The sequence below is a fragment of the Methylomicrobium lacus LW14 genome (assembly GCF_000527095.1).
GTDB lineage: Bacteria > Pseudomonadota > Gammaproteobacteria > Methylococcales > Methylomonadaceae > Methylomicrobium > Methylomicrobium lacus.
In genome coordinates, this window is sequence record NZ_AZUN01000001.1 from 1,578,059 (window position 1) to 1,592,981 (window position 14,923).

The following is a 14,923-nucleotide window of genomic DNA, read 5'->3' on the forward strand; positions in this document are numbered from 1 at the left end:
TCCTAAGCTGTCAAAAAATCATGCGGATCAATATAGAACATTCTAAGCCATCCGCTCGGCATTCCGAAACCGTAGTTCGAAGGCTTGGGCAACAGGCTCATGATTGAGTAATGCAGATGCGGCGGCTTGCCACGCGCGTTGCCGCTGGTGCCGACCGCGCCGATCGCCTCGCCTGAGCGCACGATCTCGAAGGCGCGCACGTCGACTCTCTGCAAATGCGCGTAATAATGCAGCCGCCATTTGGCGCCGAGCAGCAAGGCCACATGGCCGCCGCGCGGCAAATCGCCCGCATACAGCGTCACCCCGCCGGTCGCCGCGAGCACCGGCGCGCCTGCTTTAGCAAAAATATCGATGCCTTTGTGCACGATCGAGCGTCCCCAAGGATAATGCCAGAAGGCATGCGGATTCCAATCGGCGGGCCTCGCGCCCTCCACTGGAATCCGGTGGGTTTCCGGCAAAACAAAACCGAGAGCCACAATGATCAGCAATAGCGCGAACTTGCCGATTTTACGCATGCGCCGTCTCCTTTTCTGATGCCAACTGCGCCGTTGCGTCCGCATCGCCCTGCCCGGTCAACAGATACCAGTCGAGATGCCGCGTCGCCAGCATCAAACCGGCCAGCACGCCGAACAACAGCAGGCTGCCCATCAGCATCGCATAATCTTCCGCCTGCAGGATCACATAGAGCACCGCATACAGCAGAGAAAGGCCCGAACCCAGCAAGAGACCGAATCTGCGGCTGCGCAGTATCGCGCCGAAATAGCAGGTCAACAAGGCGGCACAGGCGAACGCGCCGATCAGATAAGCATAGAAAAACCGGATATGCTCGGACAGCGCGATCAGCAGCAAATAGAACATCAGCAGCGCGGTGCCGACCAGCGCATACTGCACCGGATGCACGCGCAATTTTTTCAACAGTTCGAACAGGATCAACACGACGAAGGTCAGCACGATGAACAGCTCCGCGTATTTGATGCTGCGTTCGGATTCCTGATAGACATCGACCGGTTTCAGCAAATCGAAACCGACCGCAGTGTCGAGCAAGGCCAGGCAATTGCCTTTTCGGCAGGTATCCAGGGCGCCGCTGACATTGTACGAAAAGGACGAGGCGCGCCAGATCGCGCTGAAGCCGTCTTTGCCGATTTCGCGCTGTTCCGGCAGCAACTGGCCGGTAAAGCTCGGATGCGGCCAATTCGCCTTCAGGCTCACGTCGGACTCTGCCGCGAGCAAGGCAAAATTCATCGCTCTCATGCCCCGAAGTTCCAGCTTGAACGCAAACGGCAGACTCTCTGCGGCCGGCTCCAGCTTCAGAGCGGGCAACACCGCATGCATGCCGGCCGTCGCATCATGCAGATTCCCGCCCGGTTTGAACGGTAGACTGGACTGCCCCCAGGTCAATGCCGAAGGAGCCACCACGCCGCGCTGATCGCGCACCAGCACGCTCAGCTGCGGCTTGTCAAAGCGAATCGCGTTGTCCTTGTTCCGGGCCAATAAATCCAGAACCGGCTGCGTGTTGAACTTGCCCGCAACCTCGACCTGGCTCTGATAGACCGGCACCTGGTAAATCCCGCGGTAGCGTTCGGAACTGTCCAACTGGCTGGAAACATGCAACTGTTCCGGAATTAGATAGAGCGCATCGGACAGCGTCGCTTCTTTCACGATTTCCCTCTCTTTTCGGTTGCCATCGATGATTTTTTCCTTGGTATGATAGGTCAACACATAAGGCAGCACCAGTAGCGGCCCCGCCAGCGTTTGCGCGCCGGGCCAGCTTTGGCCGATGCTGTCGTAGGCCTGCTGCCGCCAGCCTTGCCGCTCATAGACCACGCCCCCGATATAGGCGCGCGGAATCAACAGCAATAGTATCAAGCCGAAAATAACGCCCAGTTTCAGATAAAAATTGTTTTTCATGATAGATGACTCCTGTGATTGATCGTCATGTCAAAATTTACCCGGACGCCTTGCAGATCGCGCGTCGGGGATTTGCAATTTCAGCGATTTATTGTGCAGTTTTCGTGCAGAACCGGAAGTCCTGTAAGTTCAGAGCGAATGACGGCCGCTTTCGTATATAATGGGCGGTTTATTTATCGATTTATTTTTTGCAACCGTTTTTTCCCGATGCCGAAAAAGAAAAGTCCGACGTTGTTTGAAGACTCGCTCGCCGAGCTCGAAGCGCTGGTCAACCAGCTCGAACAGGGCGACATTTCGCTGGAAGAGTCGCTGAAATCGTTTGAACGCGGCGTTTTTCTGACCCGCACCTGTCAACAGGCCTTGCAGGAGGCCGAACAGAAGGTTCAGATTTTATTGGAAAAGAACGGCGCGTCATCCCTGGAGCCTTTTACTGATGAGTAATGCGTTAAAAGAATACCTGAGCCTAAGCCAAAACCGCGTCGAACGGGCGCTCGAAACGCGTCTGCCGAGCGACACCATCCTGCCGCAAAAACTGCATCAGGCGATGCGCTATTGCGTGCTGGACGGCGGCAAACGGATGCGTCCCTTGCTGACCTACTGCACCGGCAAGACGCTAGGCATCGCGCCGGAAGAACTCGACGGCCCGGCCTGCGCCGTCGAATTGATCCATGTGTATTCATTAATCCATGACGACCTGCCCGCGATGGATGACGATGACTTGCGCCGCGGCAAACCGACCTGCCATGTGGCGTTCGATGAAGCCACCGCGATCTTGACCGGCGATGCGCTGCAGGCGCTCGCCTTTGAAGTGCTCGCGCATGACCCGACCATCAAGGCCAGCCTTGAAAACCGGGTCAAGATGATTACGACACTGGCCAAGGCCAGCGGCTCGATGGGCATGGTCGGCGGTCAGGCGATCGACCTGGCTTCGGTCGGCACCAAACTGAATCTGCCCGAACTCGAAAACATGCACATCCACAAGACCGGCGCCTTGATCCGCGCGAGCGTGAATCTTGCGACCCTGGCCAGCGCCGATGTCGATGCCTCGGTCGCAACCAAGCTCGATCAATACGCCAAGTGCATTGGCCTGTCGTTCCAGGTCAAGGACGACATCCTCGACGAAGAAAGCGACACCGCGACGCTCGGCAAGACCCAGGGCAAGGACAAGGACAACGACAAACCGACCTATCCGGCCTTGCTCGGACTCGCCGGCGCGAAACAAAAGGCCCAGGAGCTGCACGAAAAAGCGCTCGATTGCCTGAGTATCTTCGGCAACGAAGCCGATCTGCTTCGCGACTTGTCGCTTTACATCATCGAGCGGGATCATTGATTCCCAACTTGATTACTAAGGAATTAAATCGGATAATCGCAAGGCAAACTGTGTGTTCCAGCCGGCATTGCCGTGCTGGAACACGCTGATCAGCGCGCAGCCCCAGCGCCCGCGCCTTGACCCCGCAAGGAATCGAGTTAGAGATGAATTATTCAGGCCACACCCCCATTTTAGACACCATCAATCTTCCCGCCGACCTGCGCAAACTCAGAAAAAGCCAGCTGAAGCCGCTGGCGAAGGAACTGCGCGATTATCTGACCCATACGGTCAGTATTTCCGGCGGCCATTTCTCGGCCGGGCTCGGCACGGTCGAATTGACCGTCGCGCTGCACTATGTGTTCAACACCCCGGAGGATCAGTTGGTCTGGGATGTCGGCCACCAAGCCTATCCGCACAAGATTCTGACCGGCCGCAAGGAGCGGATGACCACGATCCGTACGCACGGCGGCGTCTGCGCATTTCCGTCGCGCACCGAGAGCGAATATGACACCTTCGGCGTCGGCCATTCGAGCACCTCGATCAGCGCGGCCCTGGGCATGGCGATCGCCTCGGCCCGGAAAGGCGAGAACAAACAGATGGTCGCGATCATCGGCGACGGCAGCATCACCGGCGGCATGGCCTATGAGGCGATGAACCATGCAGGCAGCATCGACGCAAACCTGCTGGTGATCCTGAACGACAACGAGATGTCGATCTCGCCGAACGTCGGCGCGATGAGCAATTATCTGACCAAGGTGCTGTCGAGCCGCCTGTACTCCTCGGTGCGCGAGGAAAGCAAGAAAGTGCTGAGCAACATACCGAGCGCCTGGGAACTCGCGCGCCGCACCGAAGAACACATCAAGGGCATGGTGGTGCCTGGAACCTTGTTCGAGGAACTCGGTTTCAATTACATCGGCCCGATCGACGGCCACGACCTGGATGCGCTGGTGCCGACGCTCGAAAACCTGAAGGCGATGCCCGGCCCGCGTCTCCTGCATATCGTGACCAAGAAGGGCAAGGGCTATGCGCCGGCCGAGAAGGACCCGCTCGCTTATCACGGCGTGCCGGCCTTCGACCCATCCAAGGATTCGCTGCCGAAATCGGCGCCCTCCCCGCATCCTACCTATACCGAGGTGTTCGGCAACTGGCTCTGCGACATGGCCGAACAGGACGAGCGCCTCCTCGGCATCACGCCGGCGATGCGCGAAGGCTCAGGCCTGGTCAAGTTTTCCGAACGCTTTCCGAAGCGCTATTTCGATGTCGCGATCGCCGAACAACATGCGGTAACGCTCGCCGCGGGCCAAGCCTGTCAGGGCGCGAAGCCGGTCGTCGCGATCTATTCGACCTTCCTGCAGCGCGCCTATGACCAGATGGTTCACGATGTCGCGATTCAAAACCTGGATGTCCTGTTCGCGCTCGACCGCGCGGGGCTTGTCGGCCCGGACGGCCCGACCCATGCCGGCAGCTTCGATTACAGCTTCATGTGCTGCATCCCGAACCTGCTGATCATGGCGCCTGCCGACGAAAACGAATGCCGGCAGATGCTCTATACCGGTTTCATCCACGAAGGCCCGGCCTCGGTGCGCTATCCGCGCGGCAAAGGCCCCGGCGTTGAAGTACAAAAAACGATGACCGCGCTGCCGGTCGGCAAGGGCGAAATCCGCCGCCAGGGCAGCAAGATCGCGATTCTGGCCTGGGGCAGCATGGTCGCGCCGGCCCTGAAAGCCGCCGACCAGTTCGGTGCGACGGTCGCGAACATGCGTTTCGTCAAACCGATCGATGAGGCGTTGATCCTGGAACTGGCCAAAACGCACGAAATGCTGGTCACGATCGAAGAGAATGTGCTGTCCGGCGGTGCCGGCAGCGCGGTGAGCCAATTCCTGCAAGCGCAACGCATCCTGATGCCGGTGTTGAATCTTGGCCTGCCCGATGCGTTCATCGAACAGGGTACGCGCGAGGAACTGCTCGCGATCGCGGGCCTGGATGCGAAAGGCATAACCAAGAGCCTCGAGGCCTTTTATCCTGAATTATCCCCGGAAGAACTTGCCGTTGCCGATTGATGCGGCGATGCCGATTGGGTTGCGGCTAGGCGGCAACCCAACCTTATTGAACCCTCTTTAGCCAAAAACCCAACCATGGACCGCTTAATCAGCAAAATCCGCGACATCCCCGATTTTCCGAAACCCGGCATCATCTTCAAAGACATCACGCCGCTGGTCAAAGACCCGGCCGCATTGAAGTTGTCGGTGCATCAATTAATGCAGCCCTTTTTGGGGTGCGAAATTACCGCGGTCGCCGGCATGGAAGCGCGCGGCTTCATCTTCGGATCGCTGGTGGCCTGGGAAATGGGATTGCCGTTCATCCCGCTCAGAAAGCCCGGCAAATTGCCTTATGACGTGCAAAGCGTCTCGTATGATCTCGAATACGGTTCGGCGGTGCTCGAAGCGCATATCGACGCATTCGAACCGGATGACAAGGTATTATTGATCGACGATTTGCTGGCGACCGGCGGAACCGCCAAGGCCAGCTGCGAACTGATCGAAAAGCTTGGCGCTAAGGTCGTCGCCTGCGCTTTCGTCGTGGAGCTGGATTTTTTGAACGGCAGAGAAAGACTGGGCGCTTATCAGGTCCACAGCCTGCTGCATTTTTGACTCGCGGGCCGGAGAGGCCCGCTCGCGTGATGCGAAATTATTTCGCTCTGCGGGTTTTCCGCGCTTTTTTCTTCGCCCCTTCGGCTTGCAATAGCTGATATTCGAAACGGGCCTTTTCATATTGGCTCTTCGCATCCTGGAACGCATTGCCAGCCTGAGCGGAGGCAACCGGCGCCGGAGAAACCGCCGCAGCCTTGACCGGCTCAGCGCTCGCCGCATCCTGAGCTTCGGGTGCGGCTTTGTTTTCTGCAGCTTCCGGAACTTCCTTCGCCTCTGCCGGTTTAGCATCCACCGCGCTTGGCTTCGCGGCATCGCCAGAGGCTGTTGCCTCATCCAGCAAATCGCCTTCCAAATCGGCTAAATCGTTCTTTTCCTCCGCCTTGCCGTCGGTGGCCAGATTCTGCCGCCATTGCAGGAAGGATTCGCGGGTAAACACATAGGGATCGAGCGCCGCTTCGTCGATAAACTTCAACGCGCCATCCGCATTCGCGCGCGCGTTCACCATAGACACCACCGATACCGGCACGCCGATACCGCCTAAATAAGTCGCAGGGTTCGCCGCGGTATCGAAAACCGATCCCGGGATACCGCGCGCCGTTGATGGACCCAGGAAGGGCAGCACCAGGTAAGAGCCTGACGGCACACCCCAGACCGCCAGGGTCTGTTCGAAGTCCTCATCGTTTTGTTCGAGGCCCGCATGCTTGGCGACATCGAACAAGCCGCCGACGCCGGCGGTCATATTGATCAAGAAGCGCCCCGTATCTGCGGCGCTTTGCTGAAACTTGGCCTGCATCAGGTCATTCAGCACGACATTGATGTTCTTCAGGTTGGTGAAAAAGTTCGCAACGCCGGTCTGCATGAATTCCGGGGTCGCCCATTTATAGGCATTCGCGACCGGCTCGGCAACATAATTATCGACCTTGTCGTTAAAGGCAAAGATCTTGCGGTTGATATCCTCGTAAGGATCGGCAGGATTAGCCTGCGCCACGGCGGGTTTCTCGCCGGTCGAAGCGCAGCCGCCCAAAGCCAGCGCGGCACCCAGAACAAACGAGGCGGTAACAGAAGATAAAGGGATGCCGGGGCGGCCGCCGCTAAGCGCTTTGTTGATGACCATCAGATTATAACTTTGAATAATTGTCTATCTTTTCGTTGATCTTCGAGATTAAAGCGTCGAACCCTTCGCGCTGCAATATGGTGGTGTATTCCGATCTTCTCAAGGCCAGATCGCTGACGCCGTCGGCGATAATATTGATGATGCGCCAACTGTCGCCTTTTTCCTTCAACCAATAGTCGAATTTATGCGACTTTTCATCCGGCACCTTGAATAGATAATGCACGACAACGCCGCCCCGCGTCGTTTGCTCTTCGTTTTCGAAAGCGAACGACTCGCCGCCATATTCCTTAAAATTATGCGCGTAAGAGGCGACACTCAATTTACTGAAGACATCGACCAGTTTGTCCTGCTGCTCGCTAGTCAATTTTTCCCATTCCTTGCCAACCACCACGCGGGCGATCTTGACCAGATCATGACTCTCCGATACAGGCTTAACCAGTTTATCATATCTGCCGGAATATCCGAGCGTTTTGCCGTTTTTCATCACCTCGATCAGTTCGGCCTGAAACTTTTCGACGACCGCTCTCGCGCTCATACCGCCAGTTGCTCCGGCAAACGCCGTGACCGGCACCAGCAGGGATAATACCAGTACAGCCGCCCATTTTGATTGTTTTGCTACCATCATCTTAAAATCTCGAATCTTCATAAATTGCATGCTTAACAACGGACCGCAGGGTGGCGCCTTACGACACCACCCTGCGCAACGACCGAATCGAGCCTGATCGATCCCGACTTATTCGACTCTGATAGGAATACCGGAAAAAGTCGCCTGGGTTTTGGCTTCCGCATAAACCGGCGCCGGCTCAGGAATCATGTCGCCGCTGGTTTTAGGACCTTTGATTGCGGTCAAAATTCCTTTCAACGGATTTTTCAACATGTCTTCGACAGCGGTCGCTTCATAGCCGCAATGCGCCATGCAGTTTGCGCACTTCGGATTATTGACCGTACCGTATTTTTCCCACGGCGTGGTTTCGAGCAACTCCTTGAAGCTGGATGCATTGCCTTCATCGGCCAACAGATAGCAAGGCTTTTGCCAGCCGAATACGTTACGCGTCGGATTGCCCCACGGCGTACAGTTATAGCGTTGGTTACCGGCCAAATAATCCAGATACAATGCCGAATGGTTCAATTTCCATTTGCGCTTCTTCTCCTTGCCGATCCGGAAAATGCCGCGGAACAGCTCCTTGACTTCCCTGCCCTTGATGAAAACGTCCTGTTTCGGCGCGCGCTCGTAGCTGAAGCCCGGCGCAATCGTGACGCCTTCGACACCGAGTTCGGTCACATAATCGAGAAAATCGGCCACTTCGTGATCTTGTTCGCCCTGGAACAGCGTGCAATTGACGGTGACCCGGAAACCCTTGCCGAGCGCCAACTGGATCGCTTCGACCGCGCGGTCGAACACGCCTTCCTGGCACACCGACGCATCGTGACGCTCACGCAGACCATCCAGATGCACCGAAAAAGTCAGATACGGGGACGGCTTATAATCGTCGATCCGTTTTTTCAACAACAAGGCATTCGTGCACAGATACACATATTTCTTGCGTGCGATGATGCCTTCGACAATTTGCGGCATTTCCTTGTGAATCAGCGGCTCGCCGCCCGGAATCGACACCATCGGCGCATTGCATTCATCGACCGCCTGCATACATTCTTCATAAGAGAGGCGCTTGTCGAGAATGTCGTCCGGATAATCGATCTTGCCGCATCCCGCGCAGGCCAAGTTACAACGGAACAGCGGCTCCAGCATCAAGACCAAAGGATACTTCTTGACACCCTTGATTTTTTGCTTGAGCAGATAACTGCCTACGGTCAACTGTTGACGTAATGGAACTCCCACGAGCAAACCCTCCAAATAAATTTCAAAATAATTGCGGATGCGTTCGCTCCGCCATTTTATGAAAATAGCCGCAGGCGCCGCGCCGACTGTTGCACATTAACAACATTTCGGTCACTACACTGCCAAAGCCGCTGTTTTCGAGTAAAATAACGCAAAAGAGAGACGCTTTCAGCGTCCATCTGTTTCATTTTGGTTACTAGAATACTCTTTTTTTTCAATCGACTCCAGTTTTAACAACAAAACATCTGAATTCCGCAACCGATTCGTCGCCGAAAACCACCCTCCCCCATACCGGATAATAAACCCAACACCTTGTTTATACTTGAATTATTAAACCTTAGCGAATGCCAAAGCCAACATATTAGCAACAAAACAACATTACTTTGCAAATTGCCAACAAACAGGCTATCATTGCCAACAATGAACAGATGCACCCATTCAACGGGCCAATGGATTACCGCTTATGAATAAAGATCGAAATTTTTTGAACGACCCTAAATCACTAAGCAAATTGCCTGACGACGCCTTTCAGACTGAGCTGCTTAAGGGCGTTTCGAGAACCTTTGCGCTGACGATTCCGCAGCTGCCGGCCCCGCTGTATGGCCCGGTCGCCAATGCTTATTTGTTGTGCCGCATCGTCGATACGATCGAAGACGAGGTGTCGCTGACGCCGGAACAAAAAAGCTATTTTTGTTCCGAATTTATCGACGTGGTCAAAACCGGGCTCAATTCCGAGTCGTTTGCGGCCGAGTTAGCGCCCTTGCTGTCCGAAAAGACGCTGCCCGCCGAGCACACCCTGATTCATGTGATGCCGCGCGTGATCGAAATCACGCATTCGTTCGATCAGGAACAGATCGACGCGCTGGCCGACTGCGTCGCGACGATGGCCGAGGGCATGTCCGCATTCCAGTCGCAAAACCTGCAACACGGCCTGGCCAGACTCGCCGACCTGGACAAATACTGTTATTACGTCGCCGGCTGCGTCGGCGAAATGTTGGCCAAACTCTTTTGCCATTACTCGCCGGCAATCGCGGAGCACAGAGAAGAGCTTCTGCGTTTGTCGGTCTCTTTTGGCCAAGGCTTGCAAATGACCAATATATTGAAAGACATCTGGGACGATGCGGAACGCGGCGTCTGCTGGCTGCCGCAGGACATTTTCCGCGAAGCCGGCTTCGACCTGAAGAAGCGGGCTCCGGATGCGAATGATCCGAATTACAAGAAGGGCTTGACGCATCTGATCGGCATCGCGCACGGCCATTTGCACAATGCCTTGCGCTACACCCAATTGCTGCCGGCGCATGAGACCGGTCTCAGAAACTTTTGCCTGTGGGCGCTCGGCATGGCGGTGCTGACCCTGAAAAAGATCAAGCACCACCTCGATTTCGACCGCTCCGAGCAAGTCAAGATTTCCAGGAAAAGCGTGAAGGCGACGATTGTCGCCACCAAATTGACCGTACGCAGCAATCTGCTGCTCAGCATGCTTTTCCATATTGCCGGACGGGAACTCAAGACCCCCGACTGGCAATACAGTGAACAAACTCAACTAGCTCAATAAGTCATTAAGGACACCCCATGTTTACCGATGCTGCCACACAGATAAATACCGGCGATGCTCCTAGCTCATCGACACCGATACAATCTCATGCCTACGATCTCGACCGAGCGATCAAAAAAGCCCAGGACAGCCTGATCAAGCTGCAAGACCCTAGCGGATTCTGGGTTTTCGAACTCGAAGCCGACTGCACGATACCGTCCGAATACATCATGATGATGCATTTCATCGACGACATCGATCAGACGCTGCAAAGCAAGATCGCCAACTATCTGCGTTCGCGCCAGGCCGAAGACGGCAGTTATCCGCTGTTTACCGGCGGCCCCGGCGACCTCAGCTGCAGCGTGAAAGTCTATTACGCGCTGAAGATGGCCGGCGACGACATCGATGCGCCGCACATGAAGCAGCTGCGCGAATGGATTTTGAGTCAGGGCGGCGCCGCGAAAGCGAATGTGTTCACCCGGATTGCCTTGGCCACCTTCGGGCAGCTGCCATGGCGCGGCGTGCCTTATATCCCGGTCGAAATCATGTTGTTCCCGAAATGGTTTCCGTTCCATCTGGACAAAGTCTCCTACTGGTCCCGGACCGTGATGGTGCCGTTGTTCATCCTGTGCAGCATGCAGGCGCAGGCGAAGAACCCGCACAAGGTCAGCGTGCTCGAATTGTTCACCGTGCATCCCGACGAGGAGCAGCATTATTTCCCGGAAAGAACCCTGCTGAACAAGATCTTCCTGGGCCTGGACAAATTGGGCCGCCTGACCGCGCCCCTGATCCCGAAAAAAATGCATGACCGCGCGATCGAAAAAGCGCTGGCCTGGTTCACCGAGCGCCTGAACGGCGAAGACGGACTCGGCGGCATTTTCCCGGCGATGATCAATGCCTATGAATCGATGCTGCTGCTCGGCATGCCGGAAGATCATCCGAATGTGGTGATCGCGCGCCAATCGATCGACAAGCTGCTGGTGATCAATGAAGACGACGCCTATTGCCAACCGTGCCTATCTCCGGTTTGGGATACCGGGCTGGCCTCACTGGCCTTACAGGAAGTGGACCGGGACGGCAACCGGGACAACCTGGCCCGAGCCTATGACTGGCTCAAAAGCAAACAATTGAAGGATGAACCGGGCGACTGGCAGATCTCGAAGCCGGACTTGCCAGGCGGCGGCTGGGCGTTCCAGTTCAACAATCCGCATTATCCCGATGTTGACGATACCGCGGTGGTCGCCTTCGCGATGGCCGACTCCGATCTGCCCGGCATGGAAGAACCGGTGCAACGCGCGACCCGCTGGATCGAGGGCATGCAGTCGAAAAACGGCGGCTACGGCGCCTTCGATGTCGATAATACCCACTATTATCTGAACGAGATTCCGTTCGCCGACCACGGCGCCCTGCTCGATCCGCCGACCGCCGATGTCAGCGCGCGCTGTGCGATGTTGATGGCTAAGGTGGCCAGAGAACATCAGCAATATCTGCCGGCGCTCGAACGCACGATAGCCTATCTGCGCAGCGAGCAGGAAGCCGACGGCTCCTGGTTCGGCCGCTGGGGCACCAACTACATTTACGGCACCTGGTCGGTGCTCTTGGGCCTCGAGCAGACCGGCCTGCCGAAAGACGATCCGATGTACCGGAAAGCCGTAAAATGGCTGAAGAGCGTGCAGCGCGAAGACGGCGGCTGGGGCGAAGACAATTTCAGCTTCCACGACACCAACTTCAGCGGCAAATACCGTTTCAGCACCGCGTTCCAGACCGCCTGGGCCGTGCTCGCGCTGATCGCGGCCGGCGAAGCGAAGAGCCCGGAAGTCAAAGCCGGCATCGACTTTATCCTGCACAAGCAGCAGGCCGACGGCTTCTGGAACGACAAATGCTTCACCGCGCCCGGCTTTCCGCGCGTGTTTTATCTGAAATATCACGGTTACGACAAGTTCTTCCCGCTGTGGGCACTGGCGCGTTACCGTAACGAGTTAGCGAAGCCGTGATCACCGGTATCGTTGTCGCACTGCCCGAAGAGATTGTCACGCTGACCTCCAAACGCATTGACAAAGGTCATTGCGTGTTTATCCGCGACAAGATTCTAGTTGCCTGTGCGGGCATGGGGCCGGTCAACGCGACCGCCGCGGCCGAACTGTTGATCGCGAAAGGCGCGTCCCAACTGCTCAGTTGGGGCTGCGCCGCGGCACTCGACCCGTCTCTGCAGGCGGGCGACCTGACGCTGGCAGACCGCCTGCTCGATGCCAACAACGAAGAAATTGCGGTCAATGCCGACTGGCTCGACCACTGCCTGCCTGTGTTGACCGGCGCCTTGGCCGACAACCGGGGACAAGCCGTTTTACATATCGGCCTGTTGACCGAAAGCACCACCGTCGTGACCTCGGGCAAAGCCAAAAAACAGCTGTATTCGTTTACGGGAGCGCTGGCGCTCGACATGGAAAGCAATGCGGTCGCAAAGGTTGCGCAACAGCACGGCCTGCCTTTTCTGGCGATCCGCGCAATTGCCGACCCGGCCGGCATGGGGCTGCCGGAAGCGGTCGTTTACGCGACCAATGCCGACGGCGAGGTGTCCATCGGAAAATTATTACAGTATCTGGCCCTACACCCTGCACAACTGCCGGATCTGATAAGACTCGGCAACTATTTCAACAAGGCCAAACAGACTTTGAAACGGGCCGCAGGCCGGCTCGAATCGATCGCCGAATTCAATTGTCCGCCGGCCGACCGGCAAACCTCTTGACCGGCTTTTTTTAAAAGCTTTTTGCCCTCCCAACACTTACCAACGAAAGACCGTTCATTTATGTCATTCAGCATCGCCGAGCTTTTTGCTCAACACAGCACCGATAAATTCGATCTGCACGAACAGTTTCTGAACAACCAGATGGTTCGGGTATTAAAAACGATCGGCTATGACCGCCACTATCAGCGCGCGGCCGGCCAGTATCTTTATGATCAACAGGGTCACGAATATCTGGACCTGTTGAGCGGCTTCGGCGTCTTCGCGATCGGCCGTAATCATCCGACCGTAATCAGCGCCCTGCATGAGACCCTGACCCTGGAATTGCCGAATCTGGTGCAATTGGACGTATCGGTGCTGAGCGGCCTGTTGGCGCAGGAAATCCTGAAGACCACGCCGGACAATCTGACCAAGATGTTCTTCTGCAACTCCGGCACCGAAGCGGTCGAAGCGGCAATCAAATTCGCCCGCTACACGACCAAGCGCGAAAAAATCGTGTTCTGCGAACATGCCTACCACGGCCTGACGATGGGGGCTTTGTCGCTGAACGGCGAGCCGATCTTCCGCGAAGGCTTCGGCCCGCTGTTGCCGGGCTGCAGCGCAGTGCCGTTCAATGACCTGAAGGCGCTGGAACAGGCGTTGAGCAACAAAGACGTCGCGGCCTTCATCGTCGAGCCGATCCAGGGCAAGGGCGTGAACATTCCGGACGACGATTACCTGCCCGAAGTCGAAAAACTCTGCAAAAAATACGGCACCTTGTTCGTCGCCGACGAAGTGCAGACCGGAATCGGCCGGACCGGCAAGTTCTGGGCGGTCGAACACTGGGATGTGAAGCCGGACATGATCTGCATGGCGAAAGCCCTGTCAGGCGGTTTCGTGCCGGTCGGCGGGGTCGCGATGACCACCAAGGTCATGGACAGCGTCTATAACCGGATGGACCGCGCGGTCGTGCACGGCTCGACGTTCTCGAAGAACAACATGGCGATGTCCGCCGGCCTTGCGACCCTGCATGTGATGCGGGAAGAAAACCTGGTCGAGAACAGCGCGAAAGTCGGCGACGAGATCATCGCCACGCTGAATGCGATGGCCTCGAAATACGAATTCCTGAAGGAAGCGCGCGGCAAGGGCATGATGATCGCGATCGAATTCAACGCCCCGAAGAGCCTGACCCTGAAAGCGGCCTGGGCGATGCTCGAAGCGGCGAACAAAGGCCTGTTCTGCCAAATGATCACGATCCCGCTGTTCAAGGAACACCGGATTCTGACGCAGGTGGCCGGCCACGGCATGAACGTGGTCAAACTGCTGCCGCCGTTGAACCTGACACAGAAAGACCGCGACCATATCATTACTTCCTTCGACAAGACGATCTCCGATACGCATCAAATCTCCGGCGCCATCTGGGACTTGGGCAAAAATCTTGCCAGCCATGCGTTGAAAGGCAAAACCGGAAACTAGGTGAATTGAATGATGAAAACATTATTAAAATTGTGTTTAATAGCCCTGGCGTTGATGCAAGCCCATCCGGCCGCCGCGCACGCGGTGGTGACTGACTATTCGCTGAAAATGCAGCCGATCCGCGCGAATCAGCCCGACAAGGTCGTGATGACCTTCAACTCGCAAGTCGAGATCGGCTTGTCGCAGGTCTTTCTGGTGAGCAAAGGCGATAAGCACGACATGCTGAAGATCGGTGCCGGCGAGAAACAAGGCCAGCTCATCGTCGAAGTGCCGGCGTTGGCTCCCGGCGATTACGCGATCAAGTTCAAGGTCTTTGCCGCCGACGGCCATTTGACCGAAGACGTGATCCATTTTTCTGTAGCACAATAA

Annotated in this window: 14 protein-coding genes; 9 read left to right on the plus strand and 5 right to left on the minus strand. The window is 56.4% G+C overall.

Features of this window, described 5'->3' with window-relative positions; genetic code table 11:
• Window positions 1-2: 2 nt before the first annotated feature.
• Together METLA_RS0107090 and creD are read right to left on the minus strand one after the other, a co-directional pair.
• Entirely contained in the window at window positions 3-515 is a 513-nt protein-coding gene (locus METLA_RS0107090; protein ID WP_024297874.1) for a M23 family metallopeptidase, read from the minus strand.
• Window positions 508-1,908: a cell envelope integrity protein CreD gene (gene creD / locus METLA_RS0107095; protein ID WP_024297875.1), complete on the minus strand. Its 1,401-nt coding sequence runs from the start codon at window positions 1,906-1,908 to the stop codon at window positions 508-510. Before creD ends, METLA_RS0107090 begins: the two co-directional genes overlap by 8 nt.
• A 207-nt stretch (window positions 1,909-2,115) precedes the next feature.
• Between creD and METLA_RS0107100 the strand changes: the two genes are divergently transcribed.
• From METLA_RS0107100 to METLA_RS0107115, 4 genes are all read left to right on the plus strand, one after another.
• A complete protein-coding gene (locus tag METLA_RS0107100) occupies window positions 2,116-2,349 on the plus strand; it encodes an exodeoxyribonuclease VII small subunit (RefSeq protein WP_024297876.1) in 234 nt (77 codons plus the stop codon).
• Window positions 2,342-3,238 carry a (2E,6E)-farnesyl diphosphate synthase gene (ispA, locus tag METLA_RS0107105; RefSeq protein WP_024297877.1) on the plus strand — a complete coding sequence of 299 codons (897 nt, stop codon included), beginning with the start codon at window positions 2,342-2,344 and terminating at the stop codon, window positions 3,236-3,238. Before METLA_RS0107100 ends, ispA begins: the two co-directional genes overlap by 8 nt.
• Window positions 3,239-3,381: 143 nt before the next feature.
• Window positions 3,382-5,277 (plus strand): 1-deoxy-D-xylulose-5-phosphate synthase, encoded by a 1,896-nt coding sequence (dxs, locus tag METLA_RS0107110; RefSeq protein WP_024297878.1) that lies wholly within the window; start codon window positions 3,382-3,384, stop codon window positions 5,275-5,277.
• 75 nt (window positions 5,278-5,352) lie between these two features.
• Window positions 5,353-5,868 (plus strand): adenine phosphoribosyltransferase, encoded by a 516-nt coding sequence (locus METLA_RS0107115; RefSeq protein WP_024297879.1) that lies wholly within the window; start codon window positions 5,353-5,355, stop codon window positions 5,866-5,868.
• A 37-nt stretch (window positions 5,869-5,905) separates the two neighbouring features.
• On the opposite strand, the gene METLA_RS0107120 is transcribed toward METLA_RS0107115, so the two are convergent.
• The 3 genes from METLA_RS0107120 to hpnH all read right to left on the minus strand — a co-directional run bounded on the left by METLA_RS0107120 (window position 5,906) and on the right by hpnH (window position 8,822).
• Window positions 5,906-6,982, minus strand: coding sequence for an MlaA family lipoprotein (locus tag METLA_RS0107120; protein ID WP_029646493.1), 1,077 nt, complete (start codon window positions 6,980-6,982; stop codon window positions 5,906-5,908).
• Window positions 6,983-6,986: 4 nt separating this feature from the next.
• Entirely contained in the window at window positions 6,987-7,604 is a 618-nt protein-coding gene (locus METLA_RS0107125; RefSeq protein ID WP_024297881.1) for an ABC transporter substrate-binding protein, read from the minus strand.
• Window positions 7,605-7,715: 111 nt separating this feature from the next.
• The gene (gene hpnH / locus METLA_RS0107130) at window positions 7,716-8,822 is read right to left on the minus strand and encodes an adenosyl-hopene transferase HpnH (protein WP_024297882.1); all 1,107 of its coding nucleotides are present in this window, start codon (window positions 8,820-8,822) and stop codon (window positions 7,716-7,718) included.
• A gap of 463 nt (window positions 8,823-9,285) precedes the next feature.
• Between hpnH and METLA_RS0107135 the strand changes: the two genes are divergently transcribed.
• Genes METLA_RS0107135 through METLA_RS0107155 form a run of 5 tightly spaced genes read left to right on the plus strand, consistent with a single transcriptional unit; the run spans window position 9,286 to window position 14,923 of the window.
• The gene (locus METLA_RS0107135; protein ID WP_024297883.1) at window positions 9,286-10,377 is read left to right on the plus strand and encodes a phytoene/squalene synthase family protein; all 1,092 of its coding nucleotides are present in this window, start codon (window positions 9,286-9,288) and stop codon (window positions 10,375-10,377) included.
• Window positions 10,378-10,394: 17 nt separating this feature from the next.
• Entirely contained in the window at window positions 10,395-12,350 is a 1,956-nt protein-coding gene (shc, locus tag METLA_RS0107140) for a squalene--hopene cyclase (RefSeq protein ID WP_024297884.1), read from the plus strand.
• A complete protein-coding gene (locus tag METLA_RS0107145) occupies window positions 12,347-13,102 on the plus strand; it encodes a phosphorylase family protein (RefSeq protein WP_024297885.1) in 756 nt (251 codons plus the stop codon). The genes shc and METLA_RS0107145 overlap by 4 nt, the downstream gene beginning before the upstream one ends.
• Before the next feature lie 60 nt (window positions 13,103-13,162).
• A complete protein-coding gene (locus tag METLA_RS0107150; protein ID WP_024297886.1) occupies window positions 13,163-14,554 on the plus strand; it encodes an aspartate aminotransferase family protein in 1,392 nt (463 codons plus the stop codon).
• Window positions 14,555-14,566: 12 nt separating this feature from the next.
• On the plus strand, window positions 14,567-14,923 hold the full coding sequence (locus tag METLA_RS0107155) for a copper resistance CopC family protein (RefSeq protein ID WP_024297887.1): 357 nt from the start codon (window positions 14,567-14,569) through the stop codon (window positions 14,921-14,923).

What these genes read in the sequence shown, in the direction of transcription:
- METLA_RS0107090 (WP_024297874.1), bottom strand. Translation starts at nt 515, where the DNA reads ATGCGTAAAATCGGCAAGTTCGCGCTATTGCTGATCATTGTGGCTCTC.
- creD (WP_024297875.1), bottom strand. Translation starts at nt 1,908, where the DNA reads ATGAAAAACAATTTTTATCTGAAACTGGGCGTTATTTTCGGCTTGATA.
- METLA_RS0107100 (WP_024297876.1), top strand. Translation starts at nt 2,116, where the DNA reads ATGCCGAAAAAGAAAAGTCCGACGTTGTTTGAAGACTCGCTCGCCGAG.
- ispA (WP_024297877.1), top strand. Translation starts at nt 2,342, where the DNA reads ATGAGTAATGCGTTAAAAGAATACCTGAGCCTAAGCCAAAACCGCGTC.
- dxs (WP_024297878.1), top strand. Translation starts at nt 3,382, where the DNA reads ATGAATTATTCAGGCCACACCCCCATTTTAGACACCATCAATCTTCCC.
- METLA_RS0107115 (WP_024297879.1), top strand. Translation starts at nt 5,353, where the DNA reads ATGGACCGCTTAATCAGCAAAATCCGCGACATCCCCGATTTTCCGAAA.
- METLA_RS0107120 (WP_029646493.1), bottom strand. Translation starts at nt 6,982, where the DNA reads ATGGTCATCAACAAAGCGCTTAGCGGCGGCCGCCCCGGCATCCCTTTA.
- METLA_RS0107125 (WP_024297881.1), bottom strand. Translation starts at nt 7,604, where the DNA reads ATGGTAGCAAAACAATCAAAATGGGCGGCTGTACTGGTATTATCCCTG.
- METLA_RS0107135 (WP_024297883.1), top strand. Translation starts at nt 9,286, where the DNA reads ATGAATAAAGATCGAAATTTTTTGAACGACCCTAAATCACTAAGCAAA.
- shc (WP_024297884.1), top strand. Translation starts at nt 10,395, where the DNA reads ATGTTTACCGATGCTGCCACACAGATAAATACCGGCGATGCTCCTAGC.
- METLA_RS0107150 (WP_024297886.1), top strand. Translation starts at nt 13,163, where the DNA reads ATGTCATTCAGCATCGCCGAGCTTTTTGCTCAACACAGCACCGATAAA.
- METLA_RS0107155 (WP_024297887.1), top strand. Translation starts at nt 14,567, where the DNA reads ATGAAAACATTATTAAAATTGTGTTTAATAGCCCTGGCGTTGATGCAA.